At 30.2% G+C, this 16,492-nt stretch carries 18 protein-coding genes and 1 tRNA gene; 6 read left to right on the top strand and 13 right to left on the bottom strand.

The genetic code is table 11. The features are described from left to right. The first annotated feature begins 60 nt into the window (after positions 1 to 60). A complete protein-coding gene (locus tag BLS00_RS07425; protein ID WP_091404319.1) occupies positions 61 to 2,232 on the top strand; it encodes a heavy metal translocating P-type ATPase in 2,172 nt (723 codons plus the stop codon). 15 nt (positions 2,233 to 2,247) lie between these two features. Then, complete coding sequence (locus BLS00_RS07420) at positions 2,248 to 2,451, top strand: heavy-metal-associated domain-containing protein (protein WP_091404317.1); 204 nt, start codon at positions 2,248 to 2,250, stop codon at positions 2,449 to 2,451. 27 nt (positions 2,452 to 2,478) lie between these two features. On the opposite strand, the gene BLS00_RS07415 is transcribed toward BLS00_RS07420, so the two are convergent. From BLS00_RS07415 to BLS00_RS07375, 9 genes are all read right to left on the bottom strand, one after another. Continuing rightward, entirely contained in the window at positions 2,479 to 2,904 is a 426-nt protein-coding gene (locus BLS00_RS07415) for a hypothetical protein (RefSeq protein ID WP_091404315.1), read from the bottom strand. Positions 2,905 to 2,982: 78 nt separating this feature from the next. After that, positions 2,983 to 4,719, bottom strand: coding sequence for an NADH-dependent [FeFe] hydrogenase, group A6 (locus BLS00_RS07410; protein WP_091404312.1), 1,737 nt, complete (start codon positions 4,717 to 4,719; stop codon positions 2,983 to 2,985). 22 nt (positions 4,720 to 4,741) lie between these two features. Beyond that, positions 4,742 to 6,535, bottom strand: a complete 1,794-nt coding sequence (locus BLS00_RS07405) for an NADH-ubiquinone oxidoreductase-F iron-sulfur binding region domain-containing protein (protein ID WP_091404311.1) — start codon at positions 6,533 to 6,535, stop codon at positions 4,742 to 4,744. Between the two features lie 20 nt (positions 6,536 to 6,555). Further along, the gene (locus tag BLS00_RS07400; RefSeq protein ID WP_091404309.1) at positions 6,556 to 6,951 is read right to left on the bottom strand and encodes a (2Fe-2S) ferredoxin domain-containing protein; all 396 of its coding nucleotides are present in this window, start codon (positions 6,949 to 6,951) and stop codon (positions 6,556 to 6,558) included. Positions 6,952 to 6,966: 15 nt separating this feature from the next. Next, complete coding sequence (locus BLS00_RS07395) at positions 6,967 to 7,485, bottom strand: NADH-quinone oxidoreductase subunit NuoE family protein (protein WP_091404306.1); 519 nt, start codon at positions 7,483 to 7,485, stop codon at positions 6,967 to 6,969. A gap of 395 nt (positions 7,486 to 7,880) precedes the next feature. Beyond that, the gene (locus BLS00_RS07390) at positions 7,881 to 8,141 is read right to left on the bottom strand and encodes a hypothetical protein (RefSeq protein WP_091404303.1); all 261 of its coding nucleotides are present in this window, start codon (positions 8,139 to 8,141) and stop codon (positions 7,881 to 7,883) included. A 2-nt stretch (positions 8,142 to 8,143) separates the two neighbouring features. Further along, the gene (gene xseA, locus BLS00_RS07385; protein ID WP_091404300.1) at positions 8,144 to 9,556 is read right to left on the bottom strand and encodes an exodeoxyribonuclease VII large subunit; all 1,413 of its coding nucleotides are present in this window, start codon (positions 9,554 to 9,556) and stop codon (positions 8,144 to 8,146) included. Then, positions 9,525 to 10,211 carry a 16S rRNA (cytidine(1402)-2'-O)-methyltransferase gene (rsmI, locus tag BLS00_RS07380; protein WP_091404295.1) on the bottom strand — a complete coding sequence of 229 codons (687 nt, stop codon included), beginning with the start codon at positions 10,209 to 10,211 and terminating at the stop codon, positions 9,525 to 9,527. The genes xseA and rsmI overlap by 32 nt, the downstream gene beginning before the upstream one ends. Beyond that, a complete protein-coding gene (locus BLS00_RS07375) occupies positions 10,204 to 10,764 on the bottom strand; it encodes a hypothetical protein (protein WP_091404291.1) in 561 nt (186 codons plus the stop codon). The genes rsmI and BLS00_RS07375 overlap by 8 nt, the downstream gene beginning before the upstream one ends. Positions 10,765 to 10,878: 114 nt before the next feature. Between BLS00_RS07375 and BLS00_RS07370 the strand changes: the two genes are divergently transcribed. Together BLS00_RS07370 and BLS00_RS07365 are read left to right on the top strand one after the other, a co-directional pair. Next, positions 10,879 to 11,346, top strand: coding sequence for a chemotaxis protein CheW (locus BLS00_RS07370; protein ID WP_091404288.1), 468 nt, complete (start codon positions 10,879 to 10,881; stop codon positions 11,344 to 11,346). Positions 11,347 to 11,392: 46 nt separating this feature from the next. Further along, positions 11,393 to 12,394, top strand: coding sequence for a lysylphosphatidylglycerol synthase transmembrane domain-containing protein (locus BLS00_RS07365; RefSeq protein WP_091404286.1), 1,002 nt, complete (start codon positions 11,393 to 11,395; stop codon positions 12,392 to 12,394). A gap of 13 nt (positions 12,395 to 12,407) precedes the next feature. On the opposite strand, the gene BLS00_RS07360 is transcribed toward BLS00_RS07365, so the two are convergent. The 4 genes from BLS00_RS07360 to BLS00_RS07345 all read right to left on the bottom strand — a co-directional run bounded on the left by BLS00_RS07360 (position 12,408) and on the right by BLS00_RS07345 (position 15,392). Beyond that, positions 12,408 to 12,496, bottom strand: a tRNA-Leu gene (locus BLS00_RS07360). A gap of 49 nt (positions 12,497 to 12,545) precedes the next feature. Then, entirely contained in the window at positions 12,546 to 13,097 is a 552-nt protein-coding gene (nadD, locus tag BLS00_RS07355) for a nicotinate (nicotinamide) nucleotide adenylyltransferase (RefSeq protein WP_091404284.1), read from the bottom strand. Positions 13,098 to 13,106: 9 nt separating this feature from the next. Further along, complete coding sequence (obgE, locus tag BLS00_RS07350) at positions 13,107 to 14,432, bottom strand: GTPase ObgE (protein WP_091404282.1); 1,326 nt, start codon at positions 14,430 to 14,432, stop codon at positions 13,107 to 13,109. 12 nt (positions 14,433 to 14,444) lie between these two features. Beyond that, on the bottom strand, positions 14,445 to 15,392 hold the full coding sequence (locus BLS00_RS07345; RefSeq protein WP_091404278.1) for a cation diffusion facilitator family transporter: 948 nt from the start codon (positions 15,390 to 15,392) through the stop codon (positions 14,445 to 14,447). 197 nt (positions 15,393 to 15,589) lie between these two features. On the opposite strand from BLS00_RS07345, the gene BLS00_RS07340 reads away from it, so the two are divergent. Continuing rightward, positions 15,590 to 15,886 carry an extracellular matrix/biofilm biosynthesis regulator RemA family protein gene (locus BLS00_RS07340; protein WP_091404275.1) on the top strand — a complete coding sequence of 99 codons (297 nt, stop codon included), beginning with the start codon at positions 15,590 to 15,592 and terminating at the stop codon, positions 15,884 to 15,886. Positions 15,887 to 15,888: 2 nt separating this feature from the next. Then, positions 15,889 to 16,491: an ATP-dependent Clp endopeptidase proteolytic subunit ClpP gene (gene clpP, locus BLS00_RS07335; RefSeq protein ID WP_091404272.1), complete on the top strand. Its 603-nt coding sequence runs from the start codon at positions 15,889 to 15,891 to the stop codon at positions 16,489 to 16,491. Position 16,492 lies beyond the last annotated feature (1 nt).

Genomic DNA, 16,492 nt, shown 5'->3' with positions numbered 1-16,492 from the left:
TTAATAAAAATAAGTTATCATATATTTATACCCCCCACAGGGGGATAAGGAGGTGTGAATATGAATGAGGATTATAAAATAAATTTTTCAGTAGAGGGAATGACCTGTGCTGGTTGTGTTAGAAATGTAGAGAGGGCGTTAAAAAAAATAGAAGAAGTAAAATATGTTTCAATAAATTTAGCTACAGAGAGGGCATTCTTGATATCTTCGAAAGAGATTCCTTTTGAACAAATAGAAAGGCAAATTAAAAATGTAGGGTATAAGGCAGTAAAAAAAAGAATATCTAATGATGTCTTAGAAGAAAAGTATAAGAAATCGAAAAATAATTTAATAATAGCCTCTGCTATAACAATACCCTTAATGATACTGATGGTTTTAAATATGTTTGGTATAACAATACCCTTTTTTCATTACATCGAATTAGTTTTTTCTTCAATTGTACTTTTTTATTCTGGGAGAAAGACTTTAAAAGGTGCTTATATTGCAGTATCTCATGGTCACACCAATATGGATACTTTGGTAAGTTTGGGTGGAATATCCGCTTGGATTACAAACCTTTTGGCTATTACAAGTTTTGATATTTTATCATTTGGTACTTTAGCAGCTATGCTTATTAATTTACACATACTTGGCAGATTTATTGAATCTAAATTGAAGAGAAATGCCTCTAAAGAAATAAAAAATTTATTAGAATTGCAATCAAATTATGCTTTTGTTGAAACTGAAGGAAATGAACAGATTGAAGTACCAGTTGATTCAGTAAAAAAAGGTGATATTATAGTAGTAAAAAAAGGCTCAAAAATACCTTTAGATGGAGAAATAATTTATGGTGGTGCCAGTATAAATGAATCTATGGTTACAGGTGAACCAGTTCCCGTTTATAAAGAAAAAGGTGAGGAAGTTATTGGTGGTACGATTAATGAAAACGGTATGATAAAAGTTAAAGTTGAAAAAGTTGGAGAAGACACTTTTTTGAGTCAAATGATTAAGTTGATAGAAGAGTCTCAATCAGCTAAGATTCCTATCCAGGCTTTTGCAGACAAAATAACAAACTATTTTATTCCGATAGTTTTTGGATTGGCAGTTTTTAGTGCGTTGTTTTGGTATTTTAATTTTGAAAATTTAGCTGGTTATCAAGAGTTTCTATCAAATAATCTGTTCTGGATAAAAGATGAGATTAATGTTCTTTCTCAATCAATTTTTGTGTTTGTAGCAACACTTGTTATAGCTTGTCCTTGTGCTTTGGGATTGGCAATACCTATGGCATTGGTATCTGGAAGTGGAGTAGCTGCAAAAAAGGGATTGATTATTAGAAATGGTTCTGCCATTCAAACTTCAAAAGACATTGACACAATTTTATTTGACAAAACAGGAACAATAACAGAGGGCAATCCAAAAGTTGTTTATCATAATATTAAAGAAGATGTTTTTAGTGTTATTGCTTCTTTAGAAGAATATTCAAATCATCCCCTTGCTAACGCCGTTATAAAATATTCCAAAGAGAATAATTTATACAAAAAAATAAAATTTGATAATATTGAAGAAATTACATCAAAAGGAATATCAGGTGTCTATAATAATGATAAATATTTTGTTGGAAAACCAGAAAATTCTGAAAATTATAGAGATATTCTTAATGGTAAAAATACAATTATAGAAGTAACTAAAAATGACGAAAAATTGGGTATAATTTCAATAGAAGATCCAATTAAAAGCGATGCAGTTGACACGATTAAAAAATTAAAAGAAATGGGATTAACTACATATATTTTAACTGGAGACAATAAAGTTACTGCACAAAAAGTTGCTGAAATTGTTGGCGTAGACTATTATGAAGCTGAAATGAAACCAAAAGATAAAGTCGATATAGTAAATAAATTAAAAATGCAAGGTAAAAAAGTTTGTATGGTTGGAGACGGAATAAATGATGCAGCAGCTTTAAAAGCAGCAGATTTATCTTTGGCTATAGGTACGGGAACAGATTTAGCTATTGAAAGTGCAGATATAGTTTCTATTAAAGGAGATATTCAAAAAATAGTAGATTCAATAGATATATCAAAAGTGACTTTTTCTAAGATAAAACAAAATTTGTTTTGGGCTTTTGCTTACAACTTGATAGCTATACCTCTTGCAATGAGTGGTGCCTTACATCCAGCTATAGCTGAAATTGCTATGATTTTTAGTTCAATCAATGTTATAATTAATTCAAATAGTATAAAAAATAAATTTTAAAGGAGGGGATAAAAAGTGAAATATACATTTGATGTTCCAGATATGTCTTGCGAGCATTGTAAATCAACTATAGAAAAGGCTTTGTCTTCTAAAAAGTCTATAACTGGATTTGAGGTAGATTTAGAGGGTAAAAAAGTTCATGTTGAAACTGAAGAACCAGCTGAGATGGTTCAAAAATTGTTGGATGATGCAGGATATCCTGCCCAAATATACATGTAAAAAAAAAGAGCCTTCAGGGCTCTTTTTTTAAGGTGTATCAATTAATGCCATGTAAAGATTTTCCGCTTTGTTTTGTTTTATAATTTGTTCAACAAAATCTTTGGTATCTACATGCTCAAAATCATTACCGTTAAAAAAAACTATTTTCCATTCATTAGGAAATTTATAATAACCTTTTTCAAATCTAATCAAATTATCTTTCATTTGGTTTAATATAAAATCGTCTTCAGGAACTTTGCCTTCAAATTTTTTTATTAAACTTTTATTAGCTTCTATAAGATCTCCATACATTTCAACCATTTTTATGGCGATACGTTTAAAGAGTTTTGGTTCTTCACTGTAGTTTATAATAGAAGAAACGTTATAATCACCGTATCTTTCAGCAGCTTTGCTTGATTTCATAAAAGCATCATCATCATCATTTGCTATTATAATCATTGCATATGAATTCATAAAATCACCTCATAATTATTTGCATGTATAATTATAGTATATTTAAATAAAAGGGACCAAGAGGCCCCTTTTATTATATTATAACCATTCTCTCTCAAAATAATGTGTGTGCAAAAGCTTGTGTGACTTATCTGATCCTGGTTTATCTAAATATTCTTCGTACAATTTTTTGATAGAAGGGTTTTCATGTGATTTTCTGATAGTTGAAGTCCTGTCTACATTATTTATTGCCTCAATTCGTTTTTTAATAACATCAAAATTACCGTGGTGGTAAGGTTGCCCACCTCCACCAACACACCCGCCAGGACATGCCATAACTTCTATTAAATCAACCTTCTCTCTTCCATCTCTAATATCTTCTAAAAGTTTTCTCACGTTCCCAAGTCCAAATGCGACACCAACTCTTATAGGTGTCCCTTTTATGTCTACTTCTGCTATTCTGATAGAATTATATCCATGCAACCCTTCGAATTCAACTTCTAACAGTTCTTCACCTGTAATCCATTCATAGGCAGTCCTTAAGGCAGCTTCAGCAACACCGCCAGTTCTGCCAAATATAGCAGCTGCTCCAGTTGACTCTCCCAATGGGTTATCATACTTAACTTCAGGAATAGAATCAAAGTTAAAACCAGATTCTTTTATCATTTTTGCCAATTCCCTTGTGGTTATAACATAATCAACATCTTTGTATTCTTCACTGAAATTTAATTCATCTCTTCCAGCTTCATATTTTTTAGCCAAACAAGGCATTATTGATACTACAGTTACATTTTTGGGATCAATATTGTTAGCTTCTGCATAATACGATTTTGCAATAGATCCGAACATTTGTTGAGGAGATTTTGCAGTTGAAGGACTATCAATTAATTCAGGAAACTGATGTTCTAAAAATTTAACCCAACCTGGGCAACAAGAAGTCAACATAGGCATAGTTCCACCATTTTGTAATCTATCGACAAATTCGGTAGCTTCTTCCATAATCGTTAAATCAGCTGCAAAGTTTGTATCAAATACTTTGTCAAATCCCATCATTTTTAAAACACCAACGAGTTTTCCTGTTGAGATAGTTCCTGGCTTGTGACCAAACTCTTCTGCTAATGCGACTCGAACCGCAGGGGCAGTTTGCACTACAACGTGTTTTTCTTTATCTTCTATTTCATCCCATACTTCTTGAATATAATCGTTTTCAACTAAAGCAGCTGTTGGGCATACTGCAACACATTGACCACAAAAAGTACAGTTAGTATCTTCCAAAGACCAATCAAATGTTGGCTTAACAACTGAATCAAAGCCTCTTTCTACTGCCGACAAAACTCCAACTGTTTGATATTCATTACATGCAGTTTCACATTTCCTACACATAATACATTTGTTTGGGTCCCTAATAATTGCTGCTGAAATATCTTTATCATACATAGATTTTTTACCCATGTATGGATTCCTTGTGATGTTTAATTCTGAAGCTATACTTTGCAATTCACAATCTCCATTTTTAGGACATTTCAAGCAATCCTGAGGATGATCAGAAAGTAAAAGTTGAACCACAGTTCTTCTTGCATTTATTGCTCTTCTTGAATGAGTATTTATTTTCATACCTTCAAATACTGGAGTGACACAAGCAGGGGCTAAGTTTTTTCTTCCTTCCACCTCAACTACACAAACTCTACACGATGAAGGTTTGTTTTCTATTCCTATTTCTTCTAAATTCATATAACATAAAGTTGGTACATAACCGCCAGCTTTATTCACAGCTTGTAAAACTGTTGAGTTTTCCGCAACATCTATCTCTATATTATTAACAAATACCTTAGGCATCTATTATATCCTCCCTTCGGAATTATATTTTACTGATGGCACCAAATCTACAAGTCTGATAACAAGCACCACACTTAATACATTTTTCTTGATCTATTTCATGAGGTTTTTTAATTTCTCCTTTAATAGCTTCAACTGGACAAACTCTAACACAAGCTGTACATCCAATACATTTTTCGGAGCTAATTAAATATTTAACTAAGCTCTTGCATGCTCCTGCAGGACATGATTTATCGTCAACATGAGCTATGTATTCGTCTTTGAAATAGTGGTAAGTTGATAATATTGGATTTGGGGCTGTTTGACCTAATCCACATAAAGAAGAATCTTTGATAACTGACCCTAAATCTTCTAAGGATTTAAGATCTTTATGTGTCCCTCTGCCAGAGGTTATTCTTTCTAAAATTTCTAGTAATCTAACATTTCCAATTCTGCAAGGAGTACATTTCCCGCATGATTCTTCAACAGTAAAATTTAAATAAAATTTTGAAACATCAACCATACATGAATTTTCATCCATAACGATCATACCACCTGAGCCCATCATTGAACCAATAGCAGAAAGACTATCAAAATCAATTGGTGTGTCTAAATATTCAGAGGGGATACATCCTCCAGATGGACCACCTGTTTGAACAGCTTTAAATGCTTTATTGTCTCTAATTCCTCCACCAATTTCAAAAACAATGTCTCTTAAAGTTGTTCCCATTGGTACTTCAACAAGACCAACATTGTTTATAGCTCCAGCTAAAGCAAAAACTTTAGTACCAGGTGATTTTTCAGTTCCAATTTTTCTAAACCATTCAGAACCTTTTAATGTTATCAAAGGAACACTTGCAAGAGTCTCAACGTTATTTATCAATGTAGGTTTTCCCCAAAGTCCACTGTTAGCAGGGAAAGGCGGTTTTGTAGTAGGCTCACCTCTGTACCCTTCAATAGAGTGCATCAAAGCAGTTTCTTCGCCACAAACAAAAGCACCAGCACCTAATCTAATATCAATATCAAAGTTAAAATCAGTACCAAAAATATTTTCTCCCAAAAAACCGTATTCTTTTGCATCATTTATAGCTGTTTTCAATCTTTGAACGGCTAAAGGATATTCAGCTCTAATATAAACAATGCCTTCATCAGCACCAACAGCGTAACCAGCTAACGCCATACCTTCTATTACACTATGAGGATCTCCTTCAAGAACAGATCTGTCCATAAAAGCCCCAGGGTCTCCCTCATCAGCATTACAAACTACGTACTTTTTATCACCCTTGGCTTTTTTTGTGAATTGCCATTTTAGTCCTGAAGGAAATCCTCCTCCGCCTCTACCTCTTAAGCCTGATTCAAGAAGATTTTCAATTACTTCGTCCCTTGACATTTCTTTTAAAGCCTTACCAAGAGCTAAATAACCATCATTAGCTATATATTCATTAATATCTTCTGGATTAATAGCTCCGGCATTTCTTAATGCCATTCTAACTTGTTTTTTGTAAAAAGGCATTTGTGTCGATTCTTCAAGCTTTTCTTTATTTTCTGGTTCTTCATATAATAACTTTTTCACCCTTCTACCTTTTATAACGTGTTCTTCTACAATATTTTCAACGTCATTTTCAGTGACTTTTACATAAAAAGTATTATCTGGTAAAAACTTTACTATTGGACCTTGTTCACAAAATCCAAAACATCCTGTCCTAACTATTTGAACAGAATCTTTCAAATCTTTTTTTTCTAAAACTTCGTTAAATTTATCTATAATATCTCCACTGCCAGAGGAAACACAACCTGTTCCCCCACAAACGAGGATAAACTGTTTGTAATTAGCCATTAGATTAATTCCCTCCTATCTTATTCAGCTCTTTGGTGAGTTTCACCTATTATTGAATCTTGTAGTAATTCTTTTTTTATCAGATGTTTTTCAACTAATTCTTCCACTCTTGATTCATCTATATGCCCATATAAAATTGGGTCTTTTCCAGGTTCATTTATTTCTACCGTTGGTTCAGCGTGGCAATAACCCATACAACCTGTTTGTATTACTACAACATTTTCAAGGTTTTTTTCATCTATTACATCAATAAGCTTGTTAAAAGTTTCTTTTGCTCCAGACGAAATTCCGCAAGTTCCCATTGCTACTTTTAAAATAATTTTTTCTTGTTTGCTTGCAGCGTTTCTAAATTTTATGTTTTGTTGCGCTTTGTCTTTCATTTTCATAAGTTCTTCAATACTTTTGATTTTAGCCATAAATTAGAACCCTCCTTAAATAATCCCTTCTTCTTTTGCCTTTGTTTTGTAATTTTCTATAATCTTTGGAAGATCTTCTTTTTTAACCCTTCCGTGAACTTTTTCACCAATCATAAGTACGGGTGCCAAGCCACATGCGCCAACACATCTCACTGAATGTAGAGAAAACAATCCATCTTCAGAAGTTTCGTTATCTTCAAGGCCTAAAAGATTCTTAAGCTCTTCAAATAACTCTCCTGAACCTCTAACATAACAAGCTGTTCCCAAACAAACAGAGATTGGAAATTTGCCTTTGGGTTTCATTGTGAAAAAATTATAAAAAGTTACAACACCATATACTTGAGACGCATGAATTCTTAGTTTTTCAGCAATCAATTTTTGAACTTCAATAGGTAAATAACCCACTATTTGCTGAGCTTTGTGTAATGCCCTTATCAAATAACTTCTTCTTTCTACCTCGTCTTTGTCGTTAAGGTTTAAGCTGTCTAAATATTCTTCTACTTCCTTCATTTGAACATCAAGAGAATCTGTCATTTTTTTCCCTCCCAAATTGGATTATTTTTATCATAATTGATATTAATTTCACAAGTTCACTATAAATTTAAAAAAATATAATCATAATAAAACAAAAGTCAACTTACATTAATTATTAAAACACATTATATTTAATAACAAAAAAACTATGTTTAACAATAAGTGAAAAAGTCTTTAAATTTGTATATTCCTAATCCTTATTCAATTTTATCAAAATTATTATGTAATAACAATTCTCTTAATTATTATATAAAGTCAGCAAAATATGTTCTAACGAAAATAAGCTAAAATATCAAAAGAAAACATACAAATGATATTTTTTTCACACGATAAAAAATAGCTATAATTGATTTTACTTTGAAAGTTAAATCAATTATAGCAAAGTGAAAAAAATTTCATTCTTCAATTTTTTCGTTATCAAAAAGCTTTTCATATTCTTTATCTATTTTTTCTTTTTCTTCTTTTAGCAAATTCAACTTACCTTTTGCTTTTGATAGTATTTCCAAGGATTTTTTGTAAAGTTCAAGTGCATTTTCAACATCCATATCGCCGTTGTCGTTTTGAAATAAATCATTTATTTCCTCCAAATATTCCATTTGTTGATTAAAGCTCAAATTTTCTATTTCTTTTTTTGTCAATTTTAAAATTTCTTTCATATTTAATCCTCCCATTTTTCTATATTTAATATCTTATTATTTGATTTACCATCTTTAAAAATAACCTCAACATTTTCATCTTTTTGTATTTTTGTTATTGAATCTATAATTTTTCCGTCTTTTTTAACTATAGCTCCTTTGTTTAAAAATGAAGCAAAAGGACTATTTGCAGTAATATCTTGATAAATATTTTTCAAAAAATTATCTCTTCTTTCAAAATAATTATTCACATTAATTTTGTTAACTTTTGTATATCTTATTACTTCATTCTTTAATTGTTCTAAATCTTTTTCCAAATCTCTTCTGATTCGAGATAATCTAAATGACTTTAAATAGTCTTCTTTTTGGTTTATCTTGATATTAATTTCTCTTGATACTGTGTTCTTGTAATTTTTTAAAATGTTGTCATTATTGCCTATTTTTTTAGTTATTAAGCTTGATAAAAAACTAATTTGTTTTAAGCTGAAATTATTTTCCATATTACTGAAAAGTTTTGAAAAATATAGATATATGTTTTTTGAATACAGTTCCAAGTTTTCGTATTTTTTGTTTATTGAATTAGTAATATCTTTTGAAACTTCTGTTGGAGTTGAATAGCTTTTCCATGCGACATAATCAGGAATGGTTTTGTCTTGTTCGTGACCTATTCCAGACAAAACTGGAATTCTTTCATTCATTTTTGAAATATAAAACCCAATTTCTTCATCATCAAAGTACATAAGATCGGATTTTGATCCCCCGCCTCTTATTATAACAACTAAATCATAATCAATTTTTGATTTTATGATATTTCTTAAGGCATTTTTCATACCTGGTACAGTTGAAGCACCTTGCATAGGTGATTCGTATAAATGTATCAGTGGTTTAATTTTTGCATCATCAAGATTTTTCTTGAAATCACCGAACCCAGCGGCAGTTGGAGAAGTTATCACAGCGATTTTTTTGATAGGTTCAAGCTCATCTAAATTATGTTCTTCTTTTTGAAGGAGATTTTTTGAATCCAATAATTTAAGTATTTTTTTTCTTTTCAATTCAATTTCAGAATCTCCTAATGAACTCAAACTCAGTCCGTTGATTACATATTTCGCAGATGATTTCCACAATGATATTTTCCCTTTTATATTCCATCTTTTGTTTATCAAATCTTTAGTTTCATCTATATTTATATTTTTGAAAAGATATTTAACCATTCCATTAGGGAAAAAAACTGTTATGGAATAATTAGTATTTTTAACTTTTTGAGAAATTTCAATAAATAAATCTTTTCTTTTACTGAACTTAGCAGATGTGATATCTCCAGTAACCAAGATTTCTTTTCCATATAATTCGGTTTGTTTAAAATCATCATATAATTTATCTAATAAAGATTTGATGTTCTCAAATTTAGGAAAATGGTTTTCGTTTTGAAAAAGCAACGGTTATCTCTCCTTTTAAAGGGTTATTGTTAAAATGCTCAATTACTTCATCGGTAGTTCCTTTAAAGAATTCTTGGTGTAATTTGGTTATTTCTCTAGCAATAAAAACTTCTACGTCTCCTATTATATTTTCTAAATCTTTTAGAGTTGATAAAAGTCTGTTTGGAGAATCGAAGAAAATATAAATTTCACTTTCTAAATTGTCTTTAATTTTTCTAAATAGTCTTCTCCTGTTTTTATCTCTTGGCAGAAAGCCCAGAAATGTAAATTTTGATCCTGGGAATCCGCTTGCCGCTAAAGTAGCTATTGGAGCAGAAGGGCCTGGAATAATATCTATTTCTATATTTTCTTTGTAGCATGAATCTATTAAATTCGAGCCAGGATCTGATATTACTGGCATTCCTGCGTCACTAACAAGACATACTCTTTCGTAAGTTTTCAGTAATTCAAGGACTTGATGAATTTTTCTTTCAGAATTTACCTGATTAAAAGTAAAAAGATTTTTTTCGCCTATTTCTAAAGCATTTAATAGTTTTATTGTCACTCTTTTGTCTTCAGTTAATATTAAATCAGCTTTTTTCAAGGTTTTTAGAGCCCTAATGGATATATCCTCGAGATTCCCAATTGGAGTTCCAACTATATACAATTTACCCATTAAAATCATCCTCACAATAAATTATAAGTTTTTCTGCCTTATCTTCAAAAGTTCCTGCAAAATCTCTATTTGAAAAAACATTTTCTTTGTCTATCTGTTTTAAGTATTTAAAATCATCTTTTAAATAAGATTTTAAATACTTATTTAAATCTTCTATTTTGTTACTCTTTTCTTCTATTTCTAACAAGTATTTTATTTTATCAAATGGTAATTTATATTTGATTAATCTAAAAGGGTTTAGCAGTCTATCTATAACAATTTCGGGGTCATCAAGAATAAAATATCTAATTTTTGCAACTACCTCAAGATTATTTAATTCTTCGAGATTTGGTTTTCTGATAACCTCTTCTTGTTCATGTCGTATTTCTGCAGAAATATATTTTTTTGTTGTTTTTACCCAAGTTTCAACTCCACTATAAGATTTAACTCTTCTAATTCTTTCACCGTTATATTTGTACCATTGAATTAGCAAAGATTTTCTGATATAATTTTTTTTGAGTTTTAAATAACCATCGTAATCATTAATTAGATACTTTTTTTCTCTTTCAAACATAAAAACACCTCTAGTTAATTTTTTTTTGTTTTAAATATATAATAAAATATAGTATAATGATATTAGAATTACTTCCTTTAAATTATATCATTAAAAAGTCGGGAGGGCATTGAGATGGCTACGGACATGAAGATAGTAACATTTAATTTAGGAAAAGAAAAATTTGGGTTAGACATTATGAAGATAGATGCTGTAACTGAATATGAAGAAGTAACAGTCATCCCTCATGTTGCAGATTATCTTGAAGGAGTAATAAACTTTAGAAAAGAAGAAGTTTTACCTTTAGTTAATATGAGAAGAAAATTTAAATTTCCTGATTTTCAAGAAAAATCAAAATGTAAAGTTATTGTTATTAAAGTTGGTCAAAGAAAAATTGGAATAATGGTTGATGATGTAAAAGAAGTTAAGACTATTTCTACAGATTTGATAGAAGAAAAACCCGATGTTGGTGGAATGAACAATGTAAACTTTATATCTGGGATTGCAAGGTTAGAAGATGAAATGCTTATAATATTAGATGTAGACAAGCTGTTGAATTCAGAAGAAAAAATGTCCTTAGATCAAGTTATGGAAGAAGCATAAATTGAAGGGCGCTTAGGCGCTCTTTTTATTTAGTTGGGGTGAACCTATGAATAAAAAAAAGTATATTAGAGGATTTATCCTTTCATTAATACTAACTTTTGGTATAATATCCGTTTTTACATTTAGCACAGGGATTGAGGAAAACATTCAAAAATTAAAAACTTTTATAATTTATTTTGCTTTTTTGGGTATTTTAATGATGGTTGTGAAATGGATAGCAGAAACCTGGATTTTGAAAATCTCTCTTTTCGAGCACAAGGATAAATTTGGTTTTTTTTCTCTTATGAGAATAGTAATTATAGGTAATCTATTTAATTACCTCACACCTTTTTTTACAGGAGGACAACCTGTATTGGTATACTATTTATCTCAAAAAGGTATAAAACCAGGCGAAACAACTGCAAGTATAATATATAAATCAATGATATTTCAAATTGTAATGACTGTATTTGGAATAACAGGTGTTGTTTATTCTTATATATATCTTAACTTGGAATCGACTTTAATTATTTTAGCAGGTACTTTGTTAAATGGATTTGTAATTTTTTTAATACTACTCTTTTCATTGAGCAAGGAAAAATCTTTAAAAATCGTAAAAAGTGTTACCATGCTGTTAAAAAAAATAAAAATAGTAAAAAAACCTGAAGATATGATGGAAAAAATTGTGAATAATGTCGAAGCTTTTGTAAATATGTTTAAAACTAACTCAAAAAAAATACCACAATTTTTATCAGTTTTTGCTTTGAGTAGTGTTCAAGTGCTTACGTATATTTTTTCTATAATTTTTGTGCTAATGGGCTTTAAAATTGATTTTAACATTGATTTGTTTTTTAAATCTTTAGTTTTAGATATTGGTGCTGCAATTGTTCCTACACCGGGTACTGCTGGAGCAGCAGAAGGATTTTATTATTTGATATTTTCAGAAACAGCAGATATTTTTACGATAAATACGTCTGTTTTCATATGGAGACTAGTTACATATTATTTTGTAATTTTTGTAGGTATAATTCTGTTTATATTGAGGCCAAAAAAAACAGGAGACTCTTAATGTCTCCTGTTTTTGGTGCCGAGGGCGGGACTCGAACCCGCACGAGCTCAATTGCCCATATGGCCCTCAACCATACGTGTCTACCAATTCCACCACCTCGGCAAATTTTCTAACTGAAAGTTATTATACAATAGAAAAATTATTTTGTCAATTAAGTGTTTATGTATACATTCTTAATTTCTTCTTCTATAGTTTCATCTACCATACCTTTTATAGTCTTTTTATTAAGTATTCTGTATCTTATATCTGTTGAAGATATTTCTATTATAGGGGCGTTTAATTTAATATGAGGGATAACACTTTTTTCTGTATTATATCCTAATCTTGGATAAACAAGCAATTTAGAAATTTTCAAAATTTCCTCGTATTTATACCATTTATAAAAGTTAAAAAGGCTATCTTCTCCAATCAAAAGAAAAATATCATCGTCCTGAACTTTTAAATGTTCCAATGTTTTTAAAGTATAAGAAGGTTTTGATAGAGATTGTTCTATATCACTTATTTCGAAATTATCTCCAAAAGTTGCTTTACAGAAAAAGATTCTTTTTTTTGTGTTCAGAATACAATCATTTTTTTTGTGTGGTGGATTTGGTGTTGCTGAAATTATGAATCTATTAGGTTTTAACTCATCATAAGCAATATTAGCTATGATTTTATGGCCCACATGTGGAGGGTTAAAAGATCCCCCAAAAAAGATAATCATAAAATCACCTCAAGGTATGTAATCAAATGCATAATCAGCAATGTAGATGGTGTCCCCTTCCTCAACACCAGCTTTACCAAGTGTTCTGCTTAAACCATTTCTTTCTAATATATTCAAAATCTTTCTCCTTGAATCGGTTTCGCTTATATCGTATTTTTTTAAAAGGAGATCTATTCCTTCACTATGAATTTCGTATTCATGGTCAGAAATTTTGGTTACTTCTATATTGAAATATTCATACACTTCATTTACAACAGGCTCAACCTTAAGTTTTTTAAAGTCTTCATAGGTTCTCTTGATTTTTTCTATGTTCTTGAGTTCATCTTCTTTATAATCTTTTATCATATTCCACATTTTCATAATTATAGCGTCTAAATTTTTATTTGAATATGCTGAAATAGGGGTAATTTCTATGTCAAGTTCCCTTTCAAAATTTTGAATATTCTTTTCTAATTCTTCTTCAGTTATTATATCTATTTTGTTACCAGCTATGATTTCATCTTTTTCAGCCAAAGTCGTCGAATACTTTTCCAATTCTTCTCTTATTTTTTTATAGTCTTCTATAGGGTCTCTCCCTTCAACTCCAGATATATCAACGAGATGTAAAATTCCATAACATCTTTCTATATGCTTTAAGAATTGATCCCCTAAACCTGTACCTTCATGGGCGCCTTCGATAAGGCCTGGAATGTCTGCAACAACAAAAGATTTAGCTTCATCAACTTTCACGACTCCCAAATTTGGCGTTAAGGTTGTAAAATGGTAATTTGCGATTTTTGGTTTTGCTTTTGATATTCTTGATATTAAAGTTGACTTACCTACATTTGGGTAACCTATAATTCCTATATCTGCAACTAACTTCAGTTCAAGGTGTAGTCTATTAAACTCTCCATCTGCACCATTTTCAGAGATTCTTGGTGCTTGTAAAGTAGAATTGGCAAACTTAGAATTACCCCTTCCACCTTTTCCACCTCTGGCTGCGATATAATAATCTCCAGGGTTTTTCAAGTCAGTTAATAAATCATTAGTTTCTGAATTAAAGATCATAGTTCCTAATGGTACATCAATTATTAGATTTTCACCTGCTTTTCCATACATGTTTTTTGCTTTGCCATTTTCTCCGTCTTCTGCAAAATATTTTCTTTTGTATTTAAATTCTAACAGAGTGGTTTTGTTTGGAGTGGCTCTTATAATTACACTGCCACCATTGCCTCCATCTCCGCCATCTGGGCCACCTTTTGGTACATACTTTTCTCTTCTGAAGCTGATTGCTCCATCTCCACCTTTTCCACCTTTTACTAATATATTCGCTTCATCTAAAAAATCCAATTGCATATTATTAACCTCTCATTCTCCAAAATATTTATTTATTTGTTTTTTATCAAGCCCATAACCTTCATTTTCATCATTTTCAAATGGTTCTGTATGTATTACAACATCTTTTATATAATTATTCAATTCTTTAATTTTATTTTCATATTTTTCTGTTATTTTATTAGCCTCTTTTATAGTCATTTCAGGGTCCAACTCTATGTGTAAGTCAACAAAATAAACATATCCTGATTTTCTAGCCCTTATTTTATGGGGGTTTTTGATGCAATCAAAATTGTCTGCTGCTTCTATTGTTATTTTGTAAATTTCTCCCAGTTCTTTAGAACCATCCATTAATTCATTAGAAGTTTCTAAGAACATTTCTATTCCTATTTTAAAGATAATTATCGAAACAAAAATAGCTATTACTGAGTCTAACCAGTCTATGCCTGTTAAATAAAATATAAGAATTCCCACAGCTACACTCAGTGAAGTGAGAACATCATTCCTCATGTTCATCGCATCTGCAATTACAGATGAACTATTTATTTTATTTCCAATATTTTTTTTGTAGAAATATAAAAAAAGTTTTGTTAAAACAGATATTATAGATATTATAAAAATCAAAAAAGGTTGTTCAATAGTGACTTGTTCACTAAAGAGCCTTGAAAGAGCGTTATATAAGACTTGGTAACCAGCAAAAAGAATAACAATTGAAAGAATTTTTGTGATTATAGGCTCTATTTTTTCATGTCCATAAGGATGCGATTCATCAGCCGGTTTGTTTGCTATTTTTGAAGCTATCAAAGTTAAAAAAGAAGTGATAATATCTGTTACGGAGTCAATTCCATCAGCCAAAATAGCTAACGAATTAGTAAAAAAACCAATAGATACTTTTACAATTCCCAAAAAACTATTTAAAATTATTCCCACAATAGAGGATTTTCGTGCTTCTTTTTCTCGATATGAAATTTGCTCTGTCATAATTTTACCCCCAAAATAATTTAAGTCAAAAACAATTATAGCAAATATTTGTTAATAAAAAGGTTTTTTAGTTATAAAATATATTTAAATAAATGAGCATATACTTATAATATATACCTATTAAATCCATTTTATTTTGGAAAAATATATCTATTAAGGTATAATTGTATTAGGAAAAAACAAAACGGAGGTGCAAAATGCTTGTACCAATTACAAAAGATTCTTATATAACAGCGGAAAGAGTTCATTCAATTTTACCTCAAGAATATATACAATTCAGAAAGGTAAAAAAAATTTTCCAGGGTAATGATGTTTTAACAGAAGAAGAAAAAAAAGATGAAAATAATGAAGTAAAAGGAAATACATCTTTAATAGATATTACCTATGGAAGAAGTGTTGAAACAGTAATATTTATGGATAGTGGGCAATTAATTTTATCATCTGTGGATACAAAAAAAGTTATAGAAAAAGTTAACAAAGGTAGGAGGTTTTAATAATGAGTATTCCAATGCCAGTAGTTATTGAAAGTGATGGAAGGTATGAAAGATCTTATGATATTTATTCAAGGTTATTAAAAGACAACATAATATTTTTAGGCACAGAAGTAAATGATACAGTAGCAAATGTAATAATAGCTCAAATGCTATTTTTAGAATCAAAAAATCCAGAGAAAGATATTTATTTATACATAAATTCTCCTGGTGGTTCAATTACTGCAGGCTTAGCAATTTATGATACAATGCAATATATCAAAAATGACGTCTCAACAATTTGTTTAGGTCAAGCTGCTTCAATGGGTGCTGTTTTATTAGCTGCTGGAGCAGAAAAAAAGAGATTTGCCTTACCAAATTCAAGAATAATGATCCACCAGCCCTGGGGTGGAAGTCAAGGCACAGCAGTTGATGTAGAAATTCAAACTAAAGAAATTTTAAGGATGAGAAAAGAACTAAATAGAATTTTAAGTCATCATACCGGACAACCAATTGAAAAAATACAAAAAGATACAGACAGAGACTTTTTTATGTCATCAGAAGAATCAAAAGAATATGGATTAATAGATAAAGTTATAAATTCAAAGGAAGAAGCACAAAAGTCATAAT

The sequence above is a fragment of the Geotoga petraea genome, assembly GCF_900102615.1.
Taxonomy (GTDB): Bacteria; Thermotogota; Thermotogae; order Petrotogales; family Petrotogaceae; genus Geotoga; species Geotoga petraea.
The sequence above is the reverse complement of the archived record's forward strand: the minus strand, read 5'-3'. Positions and strand labels throughout refer to the sequence as shown.